This is a genomic window from Mucilaginibacter pineti, from assembly GCF_900101875.1.
GTDB lineage: Bacteria > Bacteroidota > Bacteroidia > Sphingobacteriales > Sphingobacteriaceae > Mucilaginibacter > Mucilaginibacter pineti.
In genome coordinates this window covers 56423-77645 of sequence record NZ_FNAI01000016.1, presented here as the reverse complement: position 1 = coordinate 77645, position 21223 = coordinate 56423, and the positions used below count along the sequence as shown (strand labels likewise).

17 protein-coding genes are annotated in these 21223 nt (G+C 41.6%); 15 read left to right on the top strand and 2 right to left on the bottom strand.

Annotated elements, in window-relative coordinates:
- The first annotated feature begins 149 nt into the window (after positions 1-149).
- The 3 genes from BLS59_RS25805 (at position 150) to BLS59_RS25795 (ending at position 5571) form a co-directional block, all read left to right on the top strand.
- Positions 150-902: a segregation and condensation protein A gene (locus tag BLS59_RS25805; RefSeq protein ID WP_091154694.1), complete on the top strand. Its 753-nt coding sequence runs from the start codon at positions 150-152 to the stop codon at positions 900-902.
- Positions 903-1152: 250 nt separating this feature from the next.
- On the top strand, positions 1153-2439 hold the full coding sequence (glyA, locus tag BLS59_RS25800; protein WP_091154690.1) for a serine hydroxymethyltransferase: 1287 nt from the start codon (positions 1153-1155) through the stop codon (positions 2437-2439).
- A 3-nt stretch (positions 2440-2442) separates the two neighbouring features.
- Entirely contained in the window at positions 2443-5571 is a 3129-nt protein-coding gene (locus BLS59_RS25795) for a PAS domain S-box protein (protein WP_091154687.1), read from the top strand.
- Positions 5572-5758: 187 nt separating this feature from the next.
- On the opposite strand, the gene BLS59_RS25790 is transcribed toward BLS59_RS25795, so the two are convergent.
- Positions 5759-6457, bottom strand: a complete 699-nt coding sequence (locus BLS59_RS25790; RefSeq protein WP_091154684.1) for a ComF family protein — start codon at positions 6455-6457, stop codon at positions 5759-5761.
- 23 nt (positions 6458-6480) lie between these two features.
- Positions 6481-7548 carry a dual-specificity RNA methyltransferase RlmN gene (rlmN, locus tag BLS59_RS25785; RefSeq protein WP_091154681.1) on the bottom strand — a complete coding sequence of 356 codons (1068 nt, stop codon included), beginning with the start codon at positions 7546-7548 and terminating at the stop codon, positions 6481-6483.
- A gap of 153 nt (positions 7549-7701) precedes the next feature.
- Here rlmN and BLS59_RS25780 point away from each other — a divergent pair, with 153 nt between their 5' ends.
- From BLS59_RS25780 to BLS59_RS25725, 12 genes are all read left to right on the top strand, one after another.
- Positions 7702-8874 (top strand): amidohydrolase family protein, encoded by a 1173-nt coding sequence (locus tag BLS59_RS25780; protein WP_091154679.1) that lies wholly within the window; start codon positions 7702-7704, stop codon positions 8872-8874.
- A gap of 116 nt (positions 8875-8990) precedes the next feature.
- Positions 8991-9269, top strand: coding sequence for an acylphosphatase (locus tag BLS59_RS25775; RefSeq protein ID WP_091154675.1), 279 nt, complete (start codon positions 8991-8993; stop codon positions 9267-9269).
- A gap of 41 nt (positions 9270-9310) precedes the next feature.
- Entirely contained in the window at positions 9311-10813 is a 1503-nt protein-coding gene (locus BLS59_RS25770; protein WP_143014245.1) for a lipopolysaccharide biosynthesis protein, read from the top strand.
- On the top strand, positions 10813-11247 hold the full coding sequence (dut, locus tag BLS59_RS25765; protein ID WP_091154671.1) for a dUTP diphosphatase: 435 nt from the start codon (positions 10813-10815) through the stop codon (positions 11245-11247). The genes BLS59_RS25770 and dut overlap by 1 nt, the downstream gene beginning before the upstream one ends.
- A 170-nt stretch (positions 11248-11417) precedes the next feature.
- Positions 11418-13046, top strand: coding sequence for a tetratricopeptide repeat protein (locus tag BLS59_RS25760; protein ID WP_162842776.1), 1629 nt, complete (start codon positions 11418-11420; stop codon positions 13044-13046).
- The gene (locus BLS59_RS25755; RefSeq protein WP_091154665.1) at positions 13024-13815 is read left to right on the top strand and encodes a lipoprotein insertase outer membrane protein LolB1; all 792 of its coding nucleotides are present in this window, start codon (positions 13024-13026) and stop codon (positions 13813-13815) included. Before BLS59_RS25760 ends, BLS59_RS25755 begins: the two co-directional genes overlap by 23 nt.
- A 16-nt stretch (positions 13816-13831) precedes the next feature.
- Positions 13832-15121 carry a murein hydrolase activator EnvC family protein gene (locus BLS59_RS25750; protein ID WP_091154662.1) on the top strand — a complete coding sequence of 430 codons (1290 nt, stop codon included), beginning with the start codon at positions 13832-13834 and terminating at the stop codon, positions 15119-15121.
- A 54-nt stretch (positions 15122-15175) separates the two neighbouring features.
- Entirely contained in the window at positions 15176-15616 is a 441-nt protein-coding gene (locus BLS59_RS25745) for a Sec-independent protein translocase subunit TatA/TatB (protein ID WP_091154658.1), read from the top strand.
- Positions 15617-15694: 78 nt separating this feature from the next.
- A complete protein-coding gene (locus BLS59_RS25740) occupies positions 15695-15877 on the top strand; it encodes a Sec-independent protein translocase subunit TatA/TatB (RefSeq protein WP_091154655.1) in 183 nt (60 codons plus the stop codon).
- 109 nt (positions 15878-15986) lie between these two features.
- Positions 15987-17411 (top strand): Asp-tRNA(Asn)/Glu-tRNA(Gln) amidotransferase subunit GatA, encoded by a 1425-nt coding sequence (gene gatA / locus BLS59_RS25735; protein WP_091154652.1) that lies wholly within the window; start codon positions 15987-15989, stop codon positions 17409-17411.
- Between the two features lie 63 nt (positions 17412-17474).
- Positions 17475-18749 carry a lytic transglycosylase domain-containing protein gene (locus BLS59_RS25730; RefSeq protein ID WP_091154648.1) on the top strand — a complete coding sequence of 425 codons (1275 nt, stop codon included), beginning with the start codon at positions 17475-17477 and terminating at the stop codon, positions 18747-18749.
- 159 nt (positions 18750-18908) lie between these two features.
- Positions 18909-21221 (top strand): NADP-dependent malic enzyme, encoded by a 2313-nt coding sequence (locus BLS59_RS25725; RefSeq protein ID WP_091154644.1) that lies wholly within the window; start codon positions 18909-18911, stop codon positions 21219-21221.
- Positions 21222-21223: the final 2 nt, after the last annotated feature.

Here is a 21223-nt window from a genome sequence, read left to right as displayed (position 1 = left end):
CAAGAGTTAAGAATCAAGAATTAAGAGGAGCACCGGTTTACTTATTCAAAATAAGGGTCAAGAATAGAGAGCAGAGAATTACGACGAAGCTGCAAAAAATCTTGACGCTTGATTCTTGATTCTTAACTCTCCTTTATACTTTTACAGTTATGACCGACGATAGTTTTGCCATAAGATTGCCCCAGTTTGAAGGTCCGTTTGATCTGTTGCTTTTTTTTATTGAGCGCGATGAGCTTGATATCCATGATATCCCCATCGCCAAAATTGCCGACGATTTCCTGAACTACATTCACCAGATGAGCAGCCTTAACATGGAACTGGCCAGTGAGTTTATTTTTGTGGCTGCTACGCTCATGCGCATCAAGGCCAAAATGTTGCTGCCCCGCTATGAGGCCGAAAATGGCGCTGATGAAGCCGACACCAAAGAAAACCTGATCAGGAAACTGATTGAATATAAAAAGTTCAAAGAGTTGTGCGATGAATTGCGCCCCTTTGAAGAAGAACGCTTTAAACAGGAGAAACGCGGCAATATTAAGCCCGACCTGGAGCAGATTGAAAAAGTTACCCAACCGGGCGAGGAGCTATCGGAACTGAGCCTTTATCGGCTCATGATGGTGCATGACCGGCTGATGCGCAACTACCTCAACCGCAGCGAAGAGGTAAAGCATACTGTTGTACAATACCCGTACACCATTGAAAAGCAAAAAAAAGCTGTTGCCGATCTGCTGAAGATCAACAAAATGCTCGATTTTAAGGGCCTCGCCAAAGAATCAGAAAATAAGGTGCATTTTGTTTACAACTTTTTAGCCGTGCTTGAAATGCTGCAGCAGGAACTGATTGATATACAGATAGGCTTGGGCTATAACAATTTCTGGATTTCGGCGAGGGAAATTAAGACGTGAGATATTAGATTTGAGATGTGAGACAGAATGGAAAACAGGATTCTACAAAACTGATATCATCAATTAATTTACCCGTATAGTACCCGAAGGTGATTTTTACAAAAACTTATTAGTGAGAAATGTTTGTATGGCAAATTATATTGCGCTGATTATCTTGTAGGTAAAATCTAATCACTTCAGCCTCAAATCTCATATCTCACATCTCAAATCTATATCAATTGCTTATCTTAGCGGCGCTTAAATACACATAATGAAAAGAGACAAACTAATATTTAAACTTTTAGATGAAGAGCAGCAACGCCAGGAAGAAGGCATTGAACTTATAGCATCTGAAAATTTTGTAAGCCGTCAGGTAATGGAAGCGGCCGGTTCTGTTGCTACCAACAAATATGCCGAAGGCTTACCGGGCAAACGCTATTACGGTGGTTGCGAGGTTGTTGACGAAATTGAAACCATAGCTATTGAACGCGCTAAGCAATTGTTCAATGCCGAGTGGGCAAACGTACAACCGCACTCAGGTGCACAAGCAAACGCGGCAGTAATGCTGGCAGTTTTGCAGGCAGGCGATAAAATATTAGGATTCGATCTTTCACATGGCGGTCACTTAACACATGGTTCGCCGGTTAATTTTTCTGGTAAATTATACCAACCTCATTTTTATGGGGTAGTTAAAGAAACCGGTTTAATTGATTACGAACAACTTAAAAGAGTAGCCTTAGAGCAAAAACCAAAGCTTATCATTTGCGGTGCATCTGCATACTCGCGCGATTGGGATTATGAATTTATACGTAAAGTGGCCGATGAAGTGGGTGCTTTGGTACTGGCCGATATTTCGCATCCATCTGGCTTAATTGCCCGTGGCTTACTTACCGATCCACTGCCGCATTGCCACATTGTTACTACTACTACTCACAAAACATTACGCGGTCCACGCGGCGGACTAATCTTGTTAGGAAAAGATTTTGAAAATCCTTTCGGTGTAAAAACACCAAAAGGCGAAATCCGCATGATGTCGTCATTGTTGGATATGGCCGTGTTCCCCGGTACGCAGGGTGGTCCATTAGAGCATATCATTGCCGCTAAAGCCATTGCTTTTGGCGAGGCTTTGAGCGATAGCTACATGAAATACATTGTACAGGTTAAAAAGAATGCCGAAGCCATGGCCGAAGCATTTGTAGCCCGGGGCTATGAGATCATATCTGGCGGCACAGATAACCACCTGATGCTGATTGATCTGCGCAATAAAAATATTACTGGTAAAGCTGCAGAGAATGCTTTGGTTAGTGCAGATATCACCGTAAATAAAAATATGGTTCCTTATGATGATAAGTCGCCGTTTGTAACCTCAGGTATCCGTGTAGGTACCGCAGCCATCACAACCCGTGGTATGAAAGAGAAGCAAATGGAACATATTGTGGAACTGATAGATGCTGTATTAATTGATCCTGAAAACGAACATTCTATAAAGAAAATTCGTAAAAGGGTTCATAAGCTGATGTACGACTATCCGTTGTACAGAGAGAACGGCTCTGAATAGTAAATGACAATAAGGCAACATGGATTTTTAACTGCAGAAGATAAGCGCTTAGCGGCCCTGCAATCATACCATGTGCTGGATACATTGCCTGAGAAGCAGTATGATGCCATCACCCGTTTGGCATCCTATATTTGCAGTGTTCCTGTTGCCTTAATCACCTTAATAGATGCCGACAGGCAGTGGTTTAAATCAAAATTTGGCGCCGACCTGGGTGAAACCCCCCGTGTCGGCGCTTTTTGCAATACCACCATTTTATCCAACGAGATCCTGGAAATAAACGATACGCTGGAGGATGAAATCTTTAAATACAGCGAATACGTTACCAGTCATAATGTTAGGTTTTATGCGGGCGCCCCGCTGATTGACCCGGATGGTTATCGTTTAGGATCCCTTTGTGTTATTGATTCGGTACCCCATAAACTTAGTGAAGAACAGCGCGATGCCCTGCGCACCCTGGCCGACGAGGTGATGTCGCACCTGATATTACGCAGGCAACAGTACGCGCTGGAAGAAAGCCTTACCCGCTACAAAGAATTTTATGATCTTTTTGATAGCTCGCCAGATATTCATTGCATTATGGATAGGCAGTTCAGGATTGAACATATCAACGAAGCTGTTAAAGCTACTTTGGGCTATAGTTCCCAGGAGGTAACAGGTCAGCCCATCTGGAATTTTTTCCCCGAGGAAGAAAGAGCTTCGTCATTAAAAACGTTAAAAGAAGGCTTAAGCAGGCAGCAGCGTAAATTTGAAATCGAAACCCGCGTTTTAATACCGGGAGAGACGGAAAAATGGGTTAGCTGGTCGGTTACCTTTAAAAATGATAAGTGGTTTGCCAGCGGTCGTAATATCAGCTATCAAAAAAAGATATCACTGGAATTGGAACTATTATCATTAGTGGCCAGCAAGGTGAGCAACGGTGTTGTAATAAGTAACGGTATTGACGAGATCATCTGGACTAACGAGGCATTTGAAAAAATAACCGGTTATAGCCAGCGTGATGTTGAAAATGAAATACTGCGCGATGTGCTGAAAGGTGTGCCTGTTGATGCGGAAGCTACCCGCAAACTTGATGAAGCCATTCGCGACAGGCGATCATACGAAACTGATCTGCTGGTTACTACCAAGGATGGTTCACCGTTGTGGATTTCGGTTATTAACTCGGTTATTTATAATAACGAAGGGCAGATAGATAAATTTATACGCGTTATTATAGATATAACTCCGCGTAAAAAAATTGAGCAGGACCTGGAGATCTTATCCTTCGCTGCGCGCAAATCCCCAAGTGGTATTTTTATACGGGATATACAAGGCAAGTTTTTATGGGCAAATGAAGCTCTTGAAGATATTATAGGCTATTCTTTTGAAGAGCTATATGGTAAAGTCATAGGCACCACCTTAATTGGTCCCGGTACTGATCTTGCCGTTTTTGAAAGTGCAGTTAAGGCTGTTAAAGAGAATAAACCCTACGAGGTAGAGATACAGATATACAAGAAGGATGGTACTCCTATATGGGTGTTTTTGTCCAACAGTCCTATTTTTAATGAGGTGGGGAAAGTTGACAGGCAGATTGGCGTAATGGTTGATATTACCGAGCGTAAAAAGAACGAAGCAGAGCTTACATTACTTTCATTAGTGGCAAGCAGGGCTACCAGTGGCGTGGTAATTAATAACAGCGATGGCCAGGTAGAGTGGGTAAATAAGGCATTTGAAAATATTACTGGCTATACTTTACACGAGGTGAACGGTGCCCATCTGGGCGATGTACTTAAAGGAGAACTTACCGATGTGGCCAGCATTCAAAAAGCGCGTGAGTTGTCAAAAAACAAACAATCTTTTGAGGTTGATCTGCTGATTTATCGCAGCGACGGGCAGCCGTTGTGGATCTCTGTCATCAATTCCGTAATTCTTGATGATAAAGGCGATGTGGATAAATACATTGAGGTAATTATTGATATCACGGCCAAAAAGAAAACTGAAATTGAGCTGATTACTGCAAAGGAAGAAGCACTGCAATTAAGCAGGGCCAAGGATATGTTTATTTCGGTAATGAGCCACGAGATCCGTACGCCGCTTAACGCGGTGATAGGAATGTCGCACCTGTTACTGGAGGAAAGTCCTTTAGATTCACAAAAGGAAAACCTGCAGATATTGAAGTTTTCGGCTGAGAATTTGATGACGCTGATAAATGATGTGCTGGATTTTGCGAAGATAGAAACAGGTAATATCGAACTGGAAAAAACGCGGGTAGATATGGGCGAACTTGTTCAAAGTATCACTGCATCTATGCAGTATAAGGCGGCCGAAAAAAATATATACCTTAGCAAAAGTATTGATGATGCCATACCGGCCTATGTTTTAGGTGATCGTACGCGGCTATGCCAGATATTGTTAAACCTGGTTGGCAACGCGGTTAAATTTACAGATACCGGCGGCGTAAACATTGATCTGAAGGTTATACAGCAAAGTGATAAAGATGTAAGGATCAGGTTTTCGGTTTCAGATACTGGGATAGGCATTGCAAGTAATAAGATTAATACCATATTTGAGCAATTTAAACAGGCCGAAGTTGATACCACACGCAAATATGGCGGCACCGGGTTAGGTCTTGCTATAAGTAAACGGTTAATTGAGCTGCATGATTCAAGGGTAAATGTAGATAGTGTATTGGGGCAGGGCTCAACCTTTTGGTTTACTATAACGTTTAACAAGGCTGATAACCATTTAAATTCAAATTATAACAACGTGGAAGAGGGATTAAAGATTAACGTTTTGGTAGTTGATGATAACCAGATTAACCGGTTACTGATAAACAAGATCCTGAAAAAATGGGGTGCAAATGCCGATTTTGCAGAAAACGGTGTTGAAGCAGTTAATAAAATAGAAGCTAACCGTAACTATAATGTTGTATTAATGGATATCCACATGCCAGAAATGGGAGGGCTTGAAGCTACGCAGGTTATCCGGGCTATGCAGGAGCCGTATTTTCAGCAACTACCTATCATAGCGCTAACCGCCTCAATGCTGAGCAATCAAATGGGCGAAATTGGCAACGCCGGCATGAATGACTACATCCTGAAGCCATTTGATCCTAAAGTGCTTTACGACAAACTAAGCCGTTACCAGCAGCAGTAGGGTTTCAAGTTATAGATGGGCAGATTTCAGATTTGATACCAGATTTATGAAGTTTTAAAACTTTAAATTCTGTCATTCTGAGCGTAGCGAAGAATCTATTCATGCCCAAGTAATTCGGATTTGCAAATAGTACAACAGATCCTTCGTTCCTCAGGATGACAAAATAGTTTGATTTTCCCTTTTGAATTTACACCGCATAGGCAATAGTAGCAATACTCAACGTTAGCCCCGGTACTTTTAACAGTTCCATACCGCAGGCCTCCAGCGTTGAACCGGTGGTTATTATATCATCAACCAATAAAATATGTTTGCCTGCCAACTTCTCAGGGTTAGCTATGCTGAACACTTGCTGCATATTCTGAAACCTGGCAAACCTCGATTTATGGGTTTGGGTATCTGTAGCCACTACCCGTACAAGGTTATCAATTTCCACTCCGGCATTTAACTTTTCGGCGAGGCCATCGGCAAAGCAGGCGCTTTGGTTATAGCCCCGCTTCCGGAGCCTGCTTTTATGCAAGGGTACGGGAATAATATAATCTATCGTATTAAAAATGGTGTTTTGTGCTAATTGACTGCCGGCAATGCCGCCTAACACTTTACCTATTTTGTGCATTCCGCTGTATTTAAAGTGGTGCATCATGTTTTGAACGTTGCCGCCCTTGTTAAAGTAGTAAAGGGCATAAGCAGCTTCCACCTTTATTTTGCCGTAAAACTGCTGGGCAACAATATTATCGGCCTGTAAATGAAAATCGGTGTAAGGTAAATTATACCTGCAATCTGAACAGATAATGTGCTCGTTTGCAACCAGGCTGGCATTGCAGGCGGGGCAAAGTTCAGGAAACAGCAACGACACAAAATCGGCCAGATAGCCGCCGGGTAATTTCACGCCATGAATTTAGTGCAGATTTTTTAAACTTCGACGGTTTTTGCTTTTTCTTTGATAGCAAGCTGTCCGCAGGCGGCATCAATATCTTTACCCCGGCTACGGCGTAAATGGGTGTTAATGCCATGTTTAATAAGGTGATTGGCAAAAGCCTCCACCTTATCTTCGCCGGCATTAATGTAGCTGGCAAAAGCTATAGGATTGTATTCAATGATATTTACTTTGCAGGGCAGGTGTTTGCAAAACTTAACCAGTTCAATCGCATCCTGAATATTGTCATTAACTCCGTCGAAAATTATATACTCGTAAGTAACCGGATTTTTAGTTTTAGCGTAGTAATATTTCAGCGCTTCTGCCAATGCTTTTAATGAGTTTTGCTCGTTAATAGGCATTATGGTGTTACGTTTCTCGTCGTTAGCGGCATGTAAACTCAGGGCCAGGTTGAATTTTACTTCATCGTCCCCAAGCTTTTTTATCATTTTTGCAATGCCCGCAGTTGATACAGTAATGCGCTTTGGCGACATATTGAGTCCGTCCTCAGCAGTTATACGCTCTACCGATTTTATCATATTGGCATAATTAAGCAAAGGTTCGCCCATGCCCATGTACACAATATTTGAAAGCGGAACGCCGTAATGTTCGCGTGCTTGCTGGTCTATAAGTACCACCTGGTCGTAAATTTCATCGGGATTCAGGTTCCTTTTGCGCTCCATATATCCTGTAGCACAAAATTTACATGTAAGGCTACAACCCACCTGGGATGATACACAGGCGGTCATTCGGCCCGGAGTAGGAATTAAAACGCCCTCAATTAAATGCGTATCGTGTAAAATAAAAGAATTTTTTATAGTTTTATCAGCACTAATCTGCGATGAATTTATTTTAACGTTATTTATAACAAAATTTTCATCCAGCTTATTACGCAGTTCTTTTGAAATATTGCTCATTTCGTTGAAAGAAAAGCATGATTTTTTCCAAAGCCATTCATACACCTGCTTAGCCCTGAAGCTTTTTTCCTCCATACGGATAAAATGTTCCTGCAAGGCTTCCAGGGTAAGGCTGCGGATGTCTATTTTATCTTTTGCTGTTTTCACATTGCAAAAGTACTTAAATTTAAAAAAATCTGTCTTTATTTAAAGTCATTCTTTTGATCGGCTAAAAACAATAACTAAAAGTTAATTGCTTTTAATTGTAAAAAGTTTTACTTTGGAGAAAACGTATTGAGATTGATACTAAGTTAAACATTAATGAAAAGTTTTAGAGCCGATTACGTTTTTCCCGTTTATGCCGATCCTGTTAAGAATGGAATTGTTACTGTTGATGATGCCGGAAAAATCATCTCCGTTACCGATTCCAATAATCCACCGCCAGATGGCGGCCCAATTGAACAGTTAAGTGGTATTATTACCCCCGGATTTATAAATGCCCATTGCCATACAGAACTATCGCATCTTAAAGATAAAATTAAAACAGGTGGCGGATTAGTTTCCTTTATTAAAGATATCCAAACCGTTAGGGGTGCCGATCAGCAGTTGGTGAACGATGCTATTGAAAAGGCAGATAATGATATGTATGATAACGGTATAGTTGCCGTTGGCGATATCTCCAATACCAATCACAGCATTCCGGTAAAAACCAAAAGCAAACTATATTACCATACTTTTGTAGAAACGTTTGGCTTTTTACCGCAAAATGCCGAGGACGTGTTCAATAAAGCTATTAACGTGCTTAATGAGTTTAAGCCATTGCCGGTTTCTATAACCCCGCACGCGCCATATTCGGTATCAAAGGAGCTGTTTAAACTCATCAGGAAACATAGCGAAATAGGACATAACCTCATTAGTATCCACAACCAGGAATGTGAGGACGAGAATAAGTTTTACCGCTACAAACTGGGTGGGTTTCTTGATCTGTACAAGCATTTTGGTATCGATATAGAGTACTTTAAGCCACAGGCGCGTAACTCCATGCAATCAATCATTCCGTTGTTAACCAACAAACAGAAGGTTTTACTGGTGCATAATACCTGTACCAACTTAAAGGATATTTATTTCATAAAACGTTTCGACCGTAAAATAAACTGGTGCTTTTGCCCCAAGGCAAACTTATATATAGAAGGCAAGCTGCCTAAAATTGAACTGTTTGTTGACCAGGGTTTTAATATTACCCTGGGTACGGATAGTCTGGCATCAAACGATAAACTTTGCCTGTTGAGCGAAATGCGTACCATTCAGCAAAAATTTCCGGCTATAAGTACTGCCAGGTTAATTCAATGGGGTACTTTAAACGGTGCAGAGTTTTTAGGTATCGATGACGAAAAAGGATCGCTTGAAGCAGGCAAAACACCTGGCTTGAACCTTATTACCGGCCTGGATGGTTTTAAGATAACCCCTGAGAGTAAAGTACGTCGCTTAATTTAATTTGAAAATTTGAAGATTTGGTAATTTGAAAATGAAGTAATTTGCACTTGAAATAATACAGGCATAAGTCTTGTGATAATTTTCAAATTTTCAAATTACCAAATCTTCAAATCAAAATGAAACATCTCAATATAACTGTTAAAGGTAAGGTACAAGGCGTTTTCTTCCGCAAATCAACCAAGGCAACTGCCGATCAGTTGGGTGTACGCGGCTTTATTGTAAATGAGTCCAACGGCGATGTATATATTGAGGCCGAAGGCGATGATTTTGCGATGGATATGTTTATGGATTGGTGCAATGAAGGCCCCGAGTATGGCGAAGTAACTTCTGTTGAAACCCATGAGGGCGAATTAAAAAACTATCGTAATTTTGAGGTTGTAAAAAGGCGTCCGTAACGGGTACGGTTAGCAATTATTAATTACACCGAACATCTACATTGTCAACAGCTAAAAAATTTGCCGGGCAAACTGCTGTATATGGTTTAAGTACTATAGCAGGCCGGGTATTAAGTTTCTTTCTTACACCGGTTTATACAAGGGCTTATTCTGCCAGAGTATACGGTATATTTGGTAATTTATACAGCTATGCGTCTATGCTTAACGCGTTGCTGGCTTTTGGAATGGAAACCACCTTTTTTCGTTATCTTAATAAAAGGCCTGATGATAAACAAAAGGTTTATAATAATGCTTTCGGTGCAATACTTGCCGTGGCTTTACTTTTTTTACTGGTCACCTTTCCGTTTTCGAACATTATAACCGGATGGATAGAAATTGATTCCACCACTCCTTTTGTCGAATATGTTTTGTATACAAAATATTTTATTGGCATTTTAGTTATCGATGCCCTATGCGTTATCCCCTTTGCCAAGATACGCGCAGACGGTCGCCCCGGCCGGTACGGATTAATAAAGTTTTTGAACATTGTAATTTTCGTTGGCTTAAATCTGATTTTTATTTACGGCCTGCCATTTATCATAAAGCATAACCTGCCAGGTACAATTTGGCTAAACGGCTGGTATAAACACGGTTGGCTGGGTTACGTATTCATGTCAAATCTTATAGCAAGTGTGGCAACCTTGTTAATGCTTTTGCCCGAGTTTATGAAACTGCGGCCAAGGTTTAGTAAAGCATTATTTATTGAAATGTTGGTTTATAGCTGGCCGGTTTTGATAGCCAATTTTTCATATCTGATAAATGAAAACCTCGATAAAATATTATTAGGTAAACTTTTGCCGGTTAATGTTAGCGCTACGCAAGTAGGCATTTATACGGCTTGTGCCAAAATATCTATTTTCCTAAGCATATTTGTAAACGCTTTCAGACTTGGGGCCGAGCCCTTTTTCTTTAGCCACGCAAAAAATAAAAATGCTACCCAAACTTACGCCAGCATCATGAATTATTTTGTGATAGCAGTTTGTATGATATTTGTAGCGCTGGTTGCCAATATTGAATTGCTTAAATACTTTATAAAAGGTAAGGATGCTACCCAGACTGCGATATATTGGTCGGGTATTGATGTTATACCTGTGCTGCTGTTTGGTTATGTAAGCCTTGGCATATATATGAATTTATCGGTATGGTATAAATTAACCGATCAAACAAAATACGGCTTGTATATTTCGGGAGTTGGTGCACTGGTAACCATAATACTTAATTTGATCTTTATCCCGTATTATGGGTATATAGCTTCTGCCTGGATCTCATTAACCGCCTACGCCAGTATGATGATGCTTTCTTATATTTGGGGACAGAAAAATTATCCTATTCCATACAACCTTAAAAAAAATCTGGCATATATAGTTACATCCATAGTGATGGTTTTTGTATCATTTACGATATTTAAGCGTAACATTTTTATTGGTAACGGCCTTTTGCTGTTATTTGCGGCAGGAGCTTTTTATTTTGAACGTAAACAACTAATAGCCATCTTAAAAAGATAATGACCATCAGGATAATCAACAGATCGAAGAATAGCTTACCGGCTTACGAAACCGCCCACGCAGCGGGTATGGATCTGCGTGCCGATACTGCCGAAACTATATTGCTTAAACCCATGGAGCGTAAACTTATCCCCACCGGTTTACATATTGAATTGCCTGTAGGCTTTGAAGCACAGATAAGGCCGCGCAGCGGCCTGGCGTTTAAGCACGGTATCGGCATTGTTAATTCGCCAGGTACTATTGATGCCGATTATCGCGGCGAAATAAAAGTGCTGCTTGTTAATTTAGGTACAGAAGTTTTTGAAATAAATAACGGCGACAGGATAGCCCAGATGGTAGTTGCCAAACATGAAACCGTAAATTGGGATGAGGTAGAAACCCTGAACGATACCACACGCGGAGAAGGCGGTTTTGGGCATACGGCAGTGAAGTAAGCCCTTTTTGAACAAGGATTTTGGGATAAAAGATAAAGGAAAAAAGGATGAAGGATAAGCGGTTACATCATACTATCATACAAAGCAACGGCTACAGGATCGTAGCTGTCTTTTGTCTTTTGTCCTTATTCCTTGCTCCAAATGCGTATGCTCAAAAGCAGGTTAAGTCTATGAGCGCTGGCGACAGTGTTATGGTGAAACAGCTGTTTTTTTCGGCCCTGCGTGAAAAAACCATTGAAAATCTTAAACTGGCCGGCGAAATGTTTGAACGTGTGCTGCAAACAGATCCTTCGAATGATGCTTCGCTTTACGAACTGGCTAACCTTAAAAAAATACAGAATAAATATACCGATGCGCAGCCATTGCTGGAGCGTGCTGTAGCCATAAAACCCAATAACGAATGGTATTGGTCGGCACTTGCGGATAGCTATGAGAAAAGCAATAATTTAGATAAGCTGGAAAATGTGTTCAGCCAGCTTATTCGTATAAATCCCGATAAGCCCGAATATTATTTTGATAAGGCTAATGCCTATTTTCTTTTAAAACGGTACGACGAGGCACTGAAGGTTTACGATCAGTTGGAACAAATAGATGGTCCGTCGGATGACATTCTGGTAAATAAGCAAAAAATCTACCTTAAACAAGGCAAAGTTGATCTTGCCGCTGCAGATCTTGAAAAAGCAATAGCTGCAAATTCCGGTCAGGTACGTTATTACCTGCTGCTGGCAGAAATTTATAACTCAAATGGCTTTAATGATAAAGCGCTGAAGGTTTTATTGCAGGCCGAAAAGGTAGATACCAATAATGGGATGATACATTTGGCCCTTGCCGATATTTATCGGGATAAAAAGAATACCGATGCCAGCTTTGATGAAATAATGCTGGCCTTTAAAAATCCGGATGTAGCCATCGATCAAAAGATAAATATAATTGCCGGTTATTTCCCCAAGTTTCCAGATGTTAATGCCAAGGCCAGCGCGCTTGAACTAAGCCGTATCCTGACTATTGCCCATTCTGCCGACTCAAAGGCTTTTGCTATATATGGCGATATGCTGCTGCAAAGCGAAAAATTTAAAGATGCCAAGATGGCCTATAAAAAATCTATCGAGCTTAATGAACAGGTATATACTGTGCATGATCAGCTGGTGCGTATCGATTTAAGTGATAACGACCTTGATGGCGCTATTAAGGATGGCGAAAATGCTTTATCGCTATTCCCTAACCAGGCGTGGATGAATTATCTTGTAGGCGTGGCATGGGCACAGAAAAAAGATTTTGGCAAGGCGTTGGGTTATGTAAAAAATGCAACTTCATTAGAACTTCAGGATAAGGATTTACTTTCGCTTAGTTTTTCATTACTGGGCGATTGTTATCATGACCTGAAGAACAATAAAAGTTCTGACGAAGCCTATGATAAGGCATTGAGCTATATTCCGGATAATGCATTTACCCTAAACAATTATGCTTACTATTTATCGTTAAGAAATGAGCAGCTGGATAAGGCGGCAAAAATGTCGGCCCGGTCAAATGAGTTGCAGCCCAACACGGCATCGTTTGAAGATACTTATGCATGGGTATTGTTCAAACAAAAAAAATATGCCGATGCAAAGGTTTGGATGGAGAAGGCGCTGGCACACGATAAAGATAATAGTTCGGCCAAGTACGAACATTATGGCGATATTTTGTTTTACCTGGGTAACATAGATGAGGCCGTGCAAAATTGGAAAAAGGCTAAAAGCGCCGGCGGTCATTCACCGGTTTTAGATCGTAAGATAAATGAAAAAAAATATACTGAATAAGCTGCTGATAGTATGCTGCGTACTTGCGGTTGTAAGCTGTAAGACACGAAAGCCGCTGGTAGTGGCCCGTAAGTCCGATTCGACAACGAAGCCGGCTGATAATAAGAACAGCAGTAAGCTGGCCAGCATAAGGTCAAAGCAGGTAAGCTTTAACTCCTTTGCCGGTAAAGCAAAAACTAACCTTAACATCAACGGTAACAGTAATGATGTAACGCTTAATATCCGCATAGCGAAGGATAAAAAAATATGGGTATCAATTACCGCCATTTTAGGTGTGGAGGTTGCCCGCGCGGTAATAACGCCCGATAGTATTTTAGTGGTTAACCGTTTGCAAGGCGTGTATACCCGTAAACCTTTTAGCTATGTGTACAATTATGCAAGCAAACAGGTTAACTATAAAACAATTGAATCGTTACTGGTAGGTAATGCCATACCAGAGCTTTTAGATGAAAATGCCGAGTTTACACAGGTTAATGATAACCTCACTATCAGCGGTAATTTAGAGGATCTGTTATACAAACTGGTAATAGGTGCCGATTATAAGGTTACACAGACTAACCTTAGCAACCAGGCACAGGGGCAATCATTACAAGTGGCCAATAATACATTTATACAGGCTGCCAACAGAATAATGCCGTCGCAAATAGATATTGCATCGGTAGTGAAAGATAAAAAAATACAGGTTAATTTGCATTATACCAAGGTTGACTTTGATCAACAGCAGGAATATCCGTTTAGTATACCTGAACGGTATGAGCAGGCCAATTAATTCATATTTTTGTTTGATGAAATTATTAAAAGCAGTTTTCCTAATTATAGCAGTATTTATAGCTGTAGATGTTCATGCTCAAAGCAGCGCCGAATTAAAACGTCGTCGTGATAAATTATCTGAAGAGCTGGAGCAGCTGAATAAGGATTACCAGGAAACCGCTAACAACAAAAAAACAACGTTAAAACAGTTGAGTATTTTAAAGGCGCAGATAAACCTGCGTGAAGAAAAGATCAACGTAATCAACTCCGAGGTAAGAAATTTAGATAATCAGATCTCTGAGAGCAATAATACCGTACATAGCTTACAAAGCCAGTTAGATCAGCTTAAAAAGGAATATGCCGCTATGGTGCTTTTTGCTTATCGTAACCAAAGTGCTTATAATAAACTGATGTTCCTTTTTGCATCAAAAGACTTTAACCAGGCTTATAAACGTTTAAAGTATTTACAGCAGTTTGGTACCTACCGCGAGCGGCAGGCCGGCTACATACAAGGCACGCAGAAAGAACTGCATGTAAAAATAACCGAGCTTGATAAAACAAAGCAGGAAAAAAGTACCCTGTTGCAAGATCAGGAAAAAGAAAAGGCAACGCTTGGTAAAGAAAAAAACAACCAGGTAAAGGTAGTGAGCGACCTTTCTGAACATCAGGGGCAGTTAAAACAACAGCAACGAGAGGTTCTGGCTAAGATAGCCAAAACCAACAGAGAGATTGCTGCCACTATTCGCAGGGAAATTGAAGAGGCTAAGCGCAAGGCTGATGCAGAGGCTAAGGAAGCAGCAAGGATAGCGGCTGCTAAGGCAAAGGCAGAGAATAGGCCGGCACCAGTGGTAGCAGCCAAACCCGTTGTACGTAGCGAATCAAGCAATTTGAACGCTACGCCAGAGGCGGCTAAGTTATCAAACGACTTTTTGGGTAACCGCGGTCGTTTACCATGGCCGGTTGCTAATGGAGCAGTAACACAGGGCTTTGGTATGTATACATCACCAGAGGGTATCAAGATCAATAACCCTGGTATTGATATCCGCACAAACCCGGGCAGCGCGGTAAGGGCTGTTTTTGATGGAACCGTTGTTGGGGTGGTTGATGTAAGCGGTACCTACCTGGTAATGATCAGGCATGGAGAGTATTTTACAGCTTATGCTAATTTACGGTCGGTAAGTGTAGCAAAGGGGCAAAAAGTAACAACCAAGCAAATTTTGGGAGTTGTTGCAACCGATCCTTCGACCGGGGAAACCGAAGCACACTTTGAAGTTTACAAGGTATCAGACGCCGTAAATCCCAAAACATGGCTGGCGCCTAATTAGTTGTAAACTATAAGAGATATTAATTGTTTATATTTGTAACCTTAAAAAAATGCGATGTTAAGTACAGTTTTTTTATTTTTAAATATCGGGTCAGGAGAGATGATACTGATACTTTTTGCAGCATTAATGCTTTTCGGGGGTGATAAGTTGCCGGGTTTAGCACGTGGCTTAGGCAAGGGAATACGTGATTTTAAAGATGCATCTGAAGATGTTAAGCGCGAGATCAATAACCAGATCAATAATTACGACGAGAAAAAGAACGAACCCCTTACCACACAAACGCCGCTTATTGAAAATAGCGTGGAGCACAACAGCACCCCGCTTATTGAAGAGCATGCTGCCGATGATAGAGAACGCTATTCAATTGGCGAAACCCAATACACGCCGGTAATGGAAGAAAATAAAGTGGCGCATACAATCCCTGTAGGTGATAATCACGTAGGTAGTGAAAGCGCTGCGGTAAGTGAAACAAAAATTGATCTTACCAAAAAATAATAAGCCCTTTACGGGCACAACAACAAGAGAATACACAGTCCTAATAATAATATTAACATAACATAAAACTTAAAAATCATGGGGTCATTTGGAGCACCAGAAATCATTCTTATTCTTGGAGTAGTACTTTTATTGTTTGGTGGTAAAAAAATACCCGAACTAATGAAAGGTTTAGGCAAAGGCGTTAAAGAATTTAAAGACGCGCAAAACGGCGAAAGCAACACAACTACTACCTCAACCGAAGAAAAACCTAAAGTTTAATACTTTAGGCTACGCCCCAGGTAGGGTTTGCTTGCAGCTTTCGCTATGATATAAACTTATCTGTTGATTTATTTCTTATTTCAACGGATAAGTTTTTTATTTTAGCCCCATGGCTAAATTTTATTCCTCTTTAAGTGAAATAAAGGGCGGGTTGCAGCGTGCGGAGTTTACGGTACAAACCCTTGTAAAAGGGTATTTGGGCGAGATCAAGAAGAACGCCCAGTTAAATGCTTTCAATGAAGTGTTTGAAAGCGAGGCATTACAAAATGCCAAACTTGTTGATGATCGTATAAAAGCCGGTACGGCAGGTAAGCTGGCTGGTATGGTTATCGCGATAAAGGATAACATCTGCTACAAAGGACACGAAGTAACCGCTTCGTCAAAAATTCTTAAAGGTTTCAATTCAATTTACTCCTCAACAGTAGTTGAGCGCTTGCTTGCCGAGGATGCTATCATCATAGGCCGCTGCAATTGCGATGAATTTGCCATGGGTGGCGCCAATGAAACATCTTACTATGGTCCTGTAAAAAACTATGCCGATAAAACGCGTGTATCTGGCGGTTCATCCGGTGGCTCGGCAGTAGCGGTTCAGGCCGGTATGTGCCATGCTGCTATCGGTACCGATACCGGTGGTTCGGTAAGACAACCAGCCTCGTTTTGCGGGGTAGTTGGTTTAAAGCCAACTTACGGCCGTATATCAAGGCATGGCATCATTGCCTACGCGTCGTCGTTTGACCAGGTTGGTCCAATAACAAACTCTGTAGAAGATGCAGCCTTACTGCTGGAAGTTATGGCAGGCCCGGATGACTACGACAGCACTTTGTCGCGCGAGCCGGTGCCATCGTTTTCAATCAACATACAAAAGCCCGGAAAAAAGAAAATTGCCTATCTGCAGGAAGCCATCTCAAGCCCCGGTGTAGACGGCGAGGTAAAAGATACCTTGGTAAAATACATAGATAAACTACGCGACGAAGGCCATACCGTAACTCCAATAGCTTTTGAGCAGCTGGATTACTTAGTTCCCACTTATTATATCTTAGCCACTGCCGAAGCTTCGTCAAACCTTGCCCGGTTTGATGGTGTGCATTATGGCTACCGCAGCCCACAGGCGGAGGACCTGCAGTCCACTTACAAACGTTCCCGTTCTGAAGGGTTTGGTAAGGAGGTTAAGCGCCGTATCATGTTGGGTACATTTGTATTAAGTGCCGGGTATTACGATGCTTACTATGCAAAGGCCCAAAAAGTACGCCGATTGATAAGAGAAAAAACTATCCAGATATTAAATGAATACGATTTTATATTAGTACCAACAGCCCCGGAACCGGCATTTAAACTGGGCACCGAAGAAAAAGACCCTGTAGTAATGTATCTTTCTGATATATTTACCGTACAAGCATCTTTAACCGGCGTACCCGCCATATCGTTGCCTGCCGGCAATAATAGCCAGGGTTTGCCGTTAGGTTTACAATTATTAACCAAACATTTTCACGAACAACAGCTGTTAGATTTTGCTAAATATTTCCTTGAACTATAAAAAAGTAATATTTTAGTAGAATATATATCCTGTTTTTATGCTTAGTTAACAAAATACTAAAGAATGAAGAAATTATTTACGCTTACCATCTGCCTTCTGTTACTGCAAATCGTTCACGCAAAAACTTCTTTTTCTGGAGTATCATCAAAACAGATCAGTCACTTTGCTGCTTTTCATGGTGAATCCACCAATGCCGATACCACTTTAGTTCCCGTTATAAATCAACCTTTATCATTCGGTTCGCAGGGAGGCATTTATAAACGCCGCCTTGATTCTATCCGCAAGGATATTCCGCTTGACTATAACGAATTTGTGCAAAGCTATATAGACCTGTACATGCGCAACCGCGATGAAATGGGGATGGTTGCAGGGCTTTCAAAATATTATTTCCCTATCTACGAAAAGGCTTTTCGCGATGCGGGCATTCCCGAAGAAATAAAATTCCTATCCATAGTTGAATCAAAGCTTGATCCTAACGCGGTATCAAGAGTAGGGGCTACCGGTCCGTGGCAATTTATGTCGACGACAGGTAAACTGTACGGCTTAAATGTAGATAATTACGTAGATGAGCGCCGCGATCCTATACAGGCCAGCTATGCAGCTGCAGCCTACTTAAAAGATGCCTATCAGGAATTTGGCGATTGGCTGCTGGCCATAGCCTCCTATAACTGCGGTAAAAGCAATGTAGAACATGCTATTGAAAAAGCAGGCGGCGCCAATGATTTTTGGAGCATCCGCCAGTATTTGCCAAACGAAACCCGTGGTTATGTGCCCGCCTTTATAGCCATGAACTATGTAATGAACTATTTTGGCAAGCATAATATTGTTGAACAGGCTTGTAACTTCTCCATTCGTACAGATACGGTTATGGTAAAAAAGTTTGTTTCGCTAAGCAATGTTTCGCAGGCATTAAATTGCAGTTTAAGTGAACTGGCTATATTAAATCCCGCCTATCGCAGATTAATAGTGAACGGAACACCGGCAACCCCGCGCAGGTTGATATTACCGCAAACAGCGAAAGAAAACTATGCGGCTTTATATAATGTATTGAATGGAACAGGTGATGCCGTAGCGCCTATAGCTATGCAGCCAAAGGCAGTTTATGCCCAGGTACAAGAGTCTGAAAGTAAACCCGAGCGCCGGATGCCAACCCATCATAAAGTAAAAAAGGGTGAAACGCTGGCCGTCATTGCCGATAAATACGGTGTTGAGGTACATGACCTGAAGGTTTGGAATAATTTAGAAAGTAACCGGGCACCTGTTGGCAAAACCATTAAGGTAACTGCCGGTGGTGTTATATCTGCAAATGTTTCTGGTAACAGGCGTGCAGAGTTATAATATACAGATAAGTTTTTGATGACTGTGTTTAAATAAGCATCAGTTAAAATACAACCATCCGATAGCCCGATTTTGATATGTTTCAAAGCCGGGCTTTTTTATTTGAGGTTACCGTAAAAAGAATTGTAATTTTGGGCGCTTGATAATTTTGAGAAGAAGATGAACAAGAATAACCGTAAACAGGACGCCCTCAACTACCACTCACAAGGCCGTCCGGGAAAAATAGAAGTAGTACCAACCAAACCTACCAATTCGCAACGTGATCTTACTATGGCTTACTCGCCCGGTGTTGCCGAGCCCTGTCTTAAGATTGCCGAAAACGTAGACGACGTATATAAATATACCGCTAAGGGCAACCTGGTAGCCGTGATCAGTAACGGTACCGCCGTATTAGGATTAGGTAATATAGGCCCCGAAGCCAGCAAGCCCGTAATGGAAGGCAAAGGTCTGCTATTTAAAATTTATGCTGATATTGATGTTTTTGACCTGGAGGTAAATGCCAAAAGTGTTGATGACTTTGTAAATATAGTTAAGGCGTTAGAGCCAACCTTCGGCGGTGTTAACCTCGAAGATATCTCGGCACCAACCTGTTTTGAAATTGAACGCCGGTTAAAGGCCGAAATGAAAATCCCGGTAATGCATGACGACCAGCACGGTACAGCCATCATATCGGGCGCGGCCTTAATGAATGCCTGCGAAATTCAGGGCAAAAAGCTGGATAAGATAAAAATGGTGGTTAACGGAGCAGGTGCCGCCGCGGTGTCGTGTTCAAAAATGTACCTGTCATTAGGGGTTAAAAAAGAGAACCTCGTAATGTTTGATATCAACGGGGTATTGTCTCAGGACCGTACCGATCTTGACGACATCAGGATGGAATTTGCCACCGATCGTACCGATGTTAAAACCCTTGCCGATGCGATGAAAAATGCCGACGTTTTTGTTGGCCTTTCGGCAGGCAACGTGGTAACGCCAGATATGCTTAAATCAATGGCCAAAAAGCCCGTGGTATTTGCTATGGCAAACCCGGTACCAGAGATTGATTATGATTTGGCTATTAATGCCCGCGAGGATATCATCATGGCTACAGGCCGGTCTGATTTCCCTAACCAGGTAAACAACGTATTAGGATTTCCATACATTTTTAGGGGTGCGCTTGATGTAAGAGCCACCGCTATTAACGAGGAAATGAAAATAGCCGCCACCCATGCTATTGCCGAAATGGCTAAAAAGCCGGTTCCCGAAGCAGTTAATCTGGCCTATAATATAACCAACTTGAAATTCGGCAGGGATTACATCATTCCTAAACCGATGGATCAAAGGCTTATCACGGAGGTATCTATGGCGGTGGCTAAGGCAGCTATTGACTCCGGTGTGGCACGAAAAGTAATTACGGATTGGGAAGGTTACGCTGAAGAGTTAAGGAACCGTTTAGGCACCAACGATAAGCTGCTGCGTAACCTCACTAATAAGGCTAAGCAAAACCCTAAACGCGTGGTATTTGCCGAGGCTGATAATTACAAGATCCTGAGAAGCGCGCAGATTGTAAAGGACGAAGGTATTGCTACCCCTATTTTATTGGGGAATGTAGATACGATAAAGAAAATAATGCGCGATAACGATCTGGAGCTGGATGATGTACAGATCATTGACCCGCGCGAAGGTTGCGAGCACATGGACGAATATGTGGATTTTCTGTTCAACAAGCGTCAGCGTAGGGGGATTACCTTGTATGAGGCCAAAAAACTAATGACCGACCGTAACTATTACGGTGCCAGTATGGTTCAGTTTGGCAGGGCTGATGCGCTTATTTCCGGCTTAACAAAAAATTATGTAACCACTATAAAACCCGCCCTTCAGATCATTGGTACTGAAGAAGGTGTAAACCGTGTTGCGGGTATGTACATGATGATAACCCCAAAAGGCCCCGTGTTTTTTGGTGATACCACTGTAAATGTAAACCCCACTGTGCAGGAACTGGTTGATATAACCGTACTGATAGAACGATCTGTTAAAAGATTCAATATAGCTCCGAGGGTGGCCTTGCTATCCTACTCCAACTTTGGCTCAAACGAAGGCGAGATCCCAGAGAAAACAAGGGAAACTGTAAGTATATTACACAAGAACTATCCAGATATGGTAGTTGACGGAGATATGCAGGCCAACTTTGCCTTGAATTCAGATCTGCTGGCAGATAATTTCCCTTTTTCGACCTTGAACGGTAAACCGGCCAATACCTTGATATTTCCTAATCTGGAATCGGGTAACATCGCTTATAAACTGTTACAGGAAATTGGCGGCGCAGAGGCAGTTGGGCCGATATTATTGGGACTTAAGAAGCCGGTACACGTATTGCAATTAGGCAGCTCGGTTCGTGAAATTGTGAACATGATAACCATTGCAGTAGTAAATGCGCAGGCAAAGGCCCATGATGAAAAGCCGGTTGGTATTTTTGAAAAATTAATAGGGAAATAATA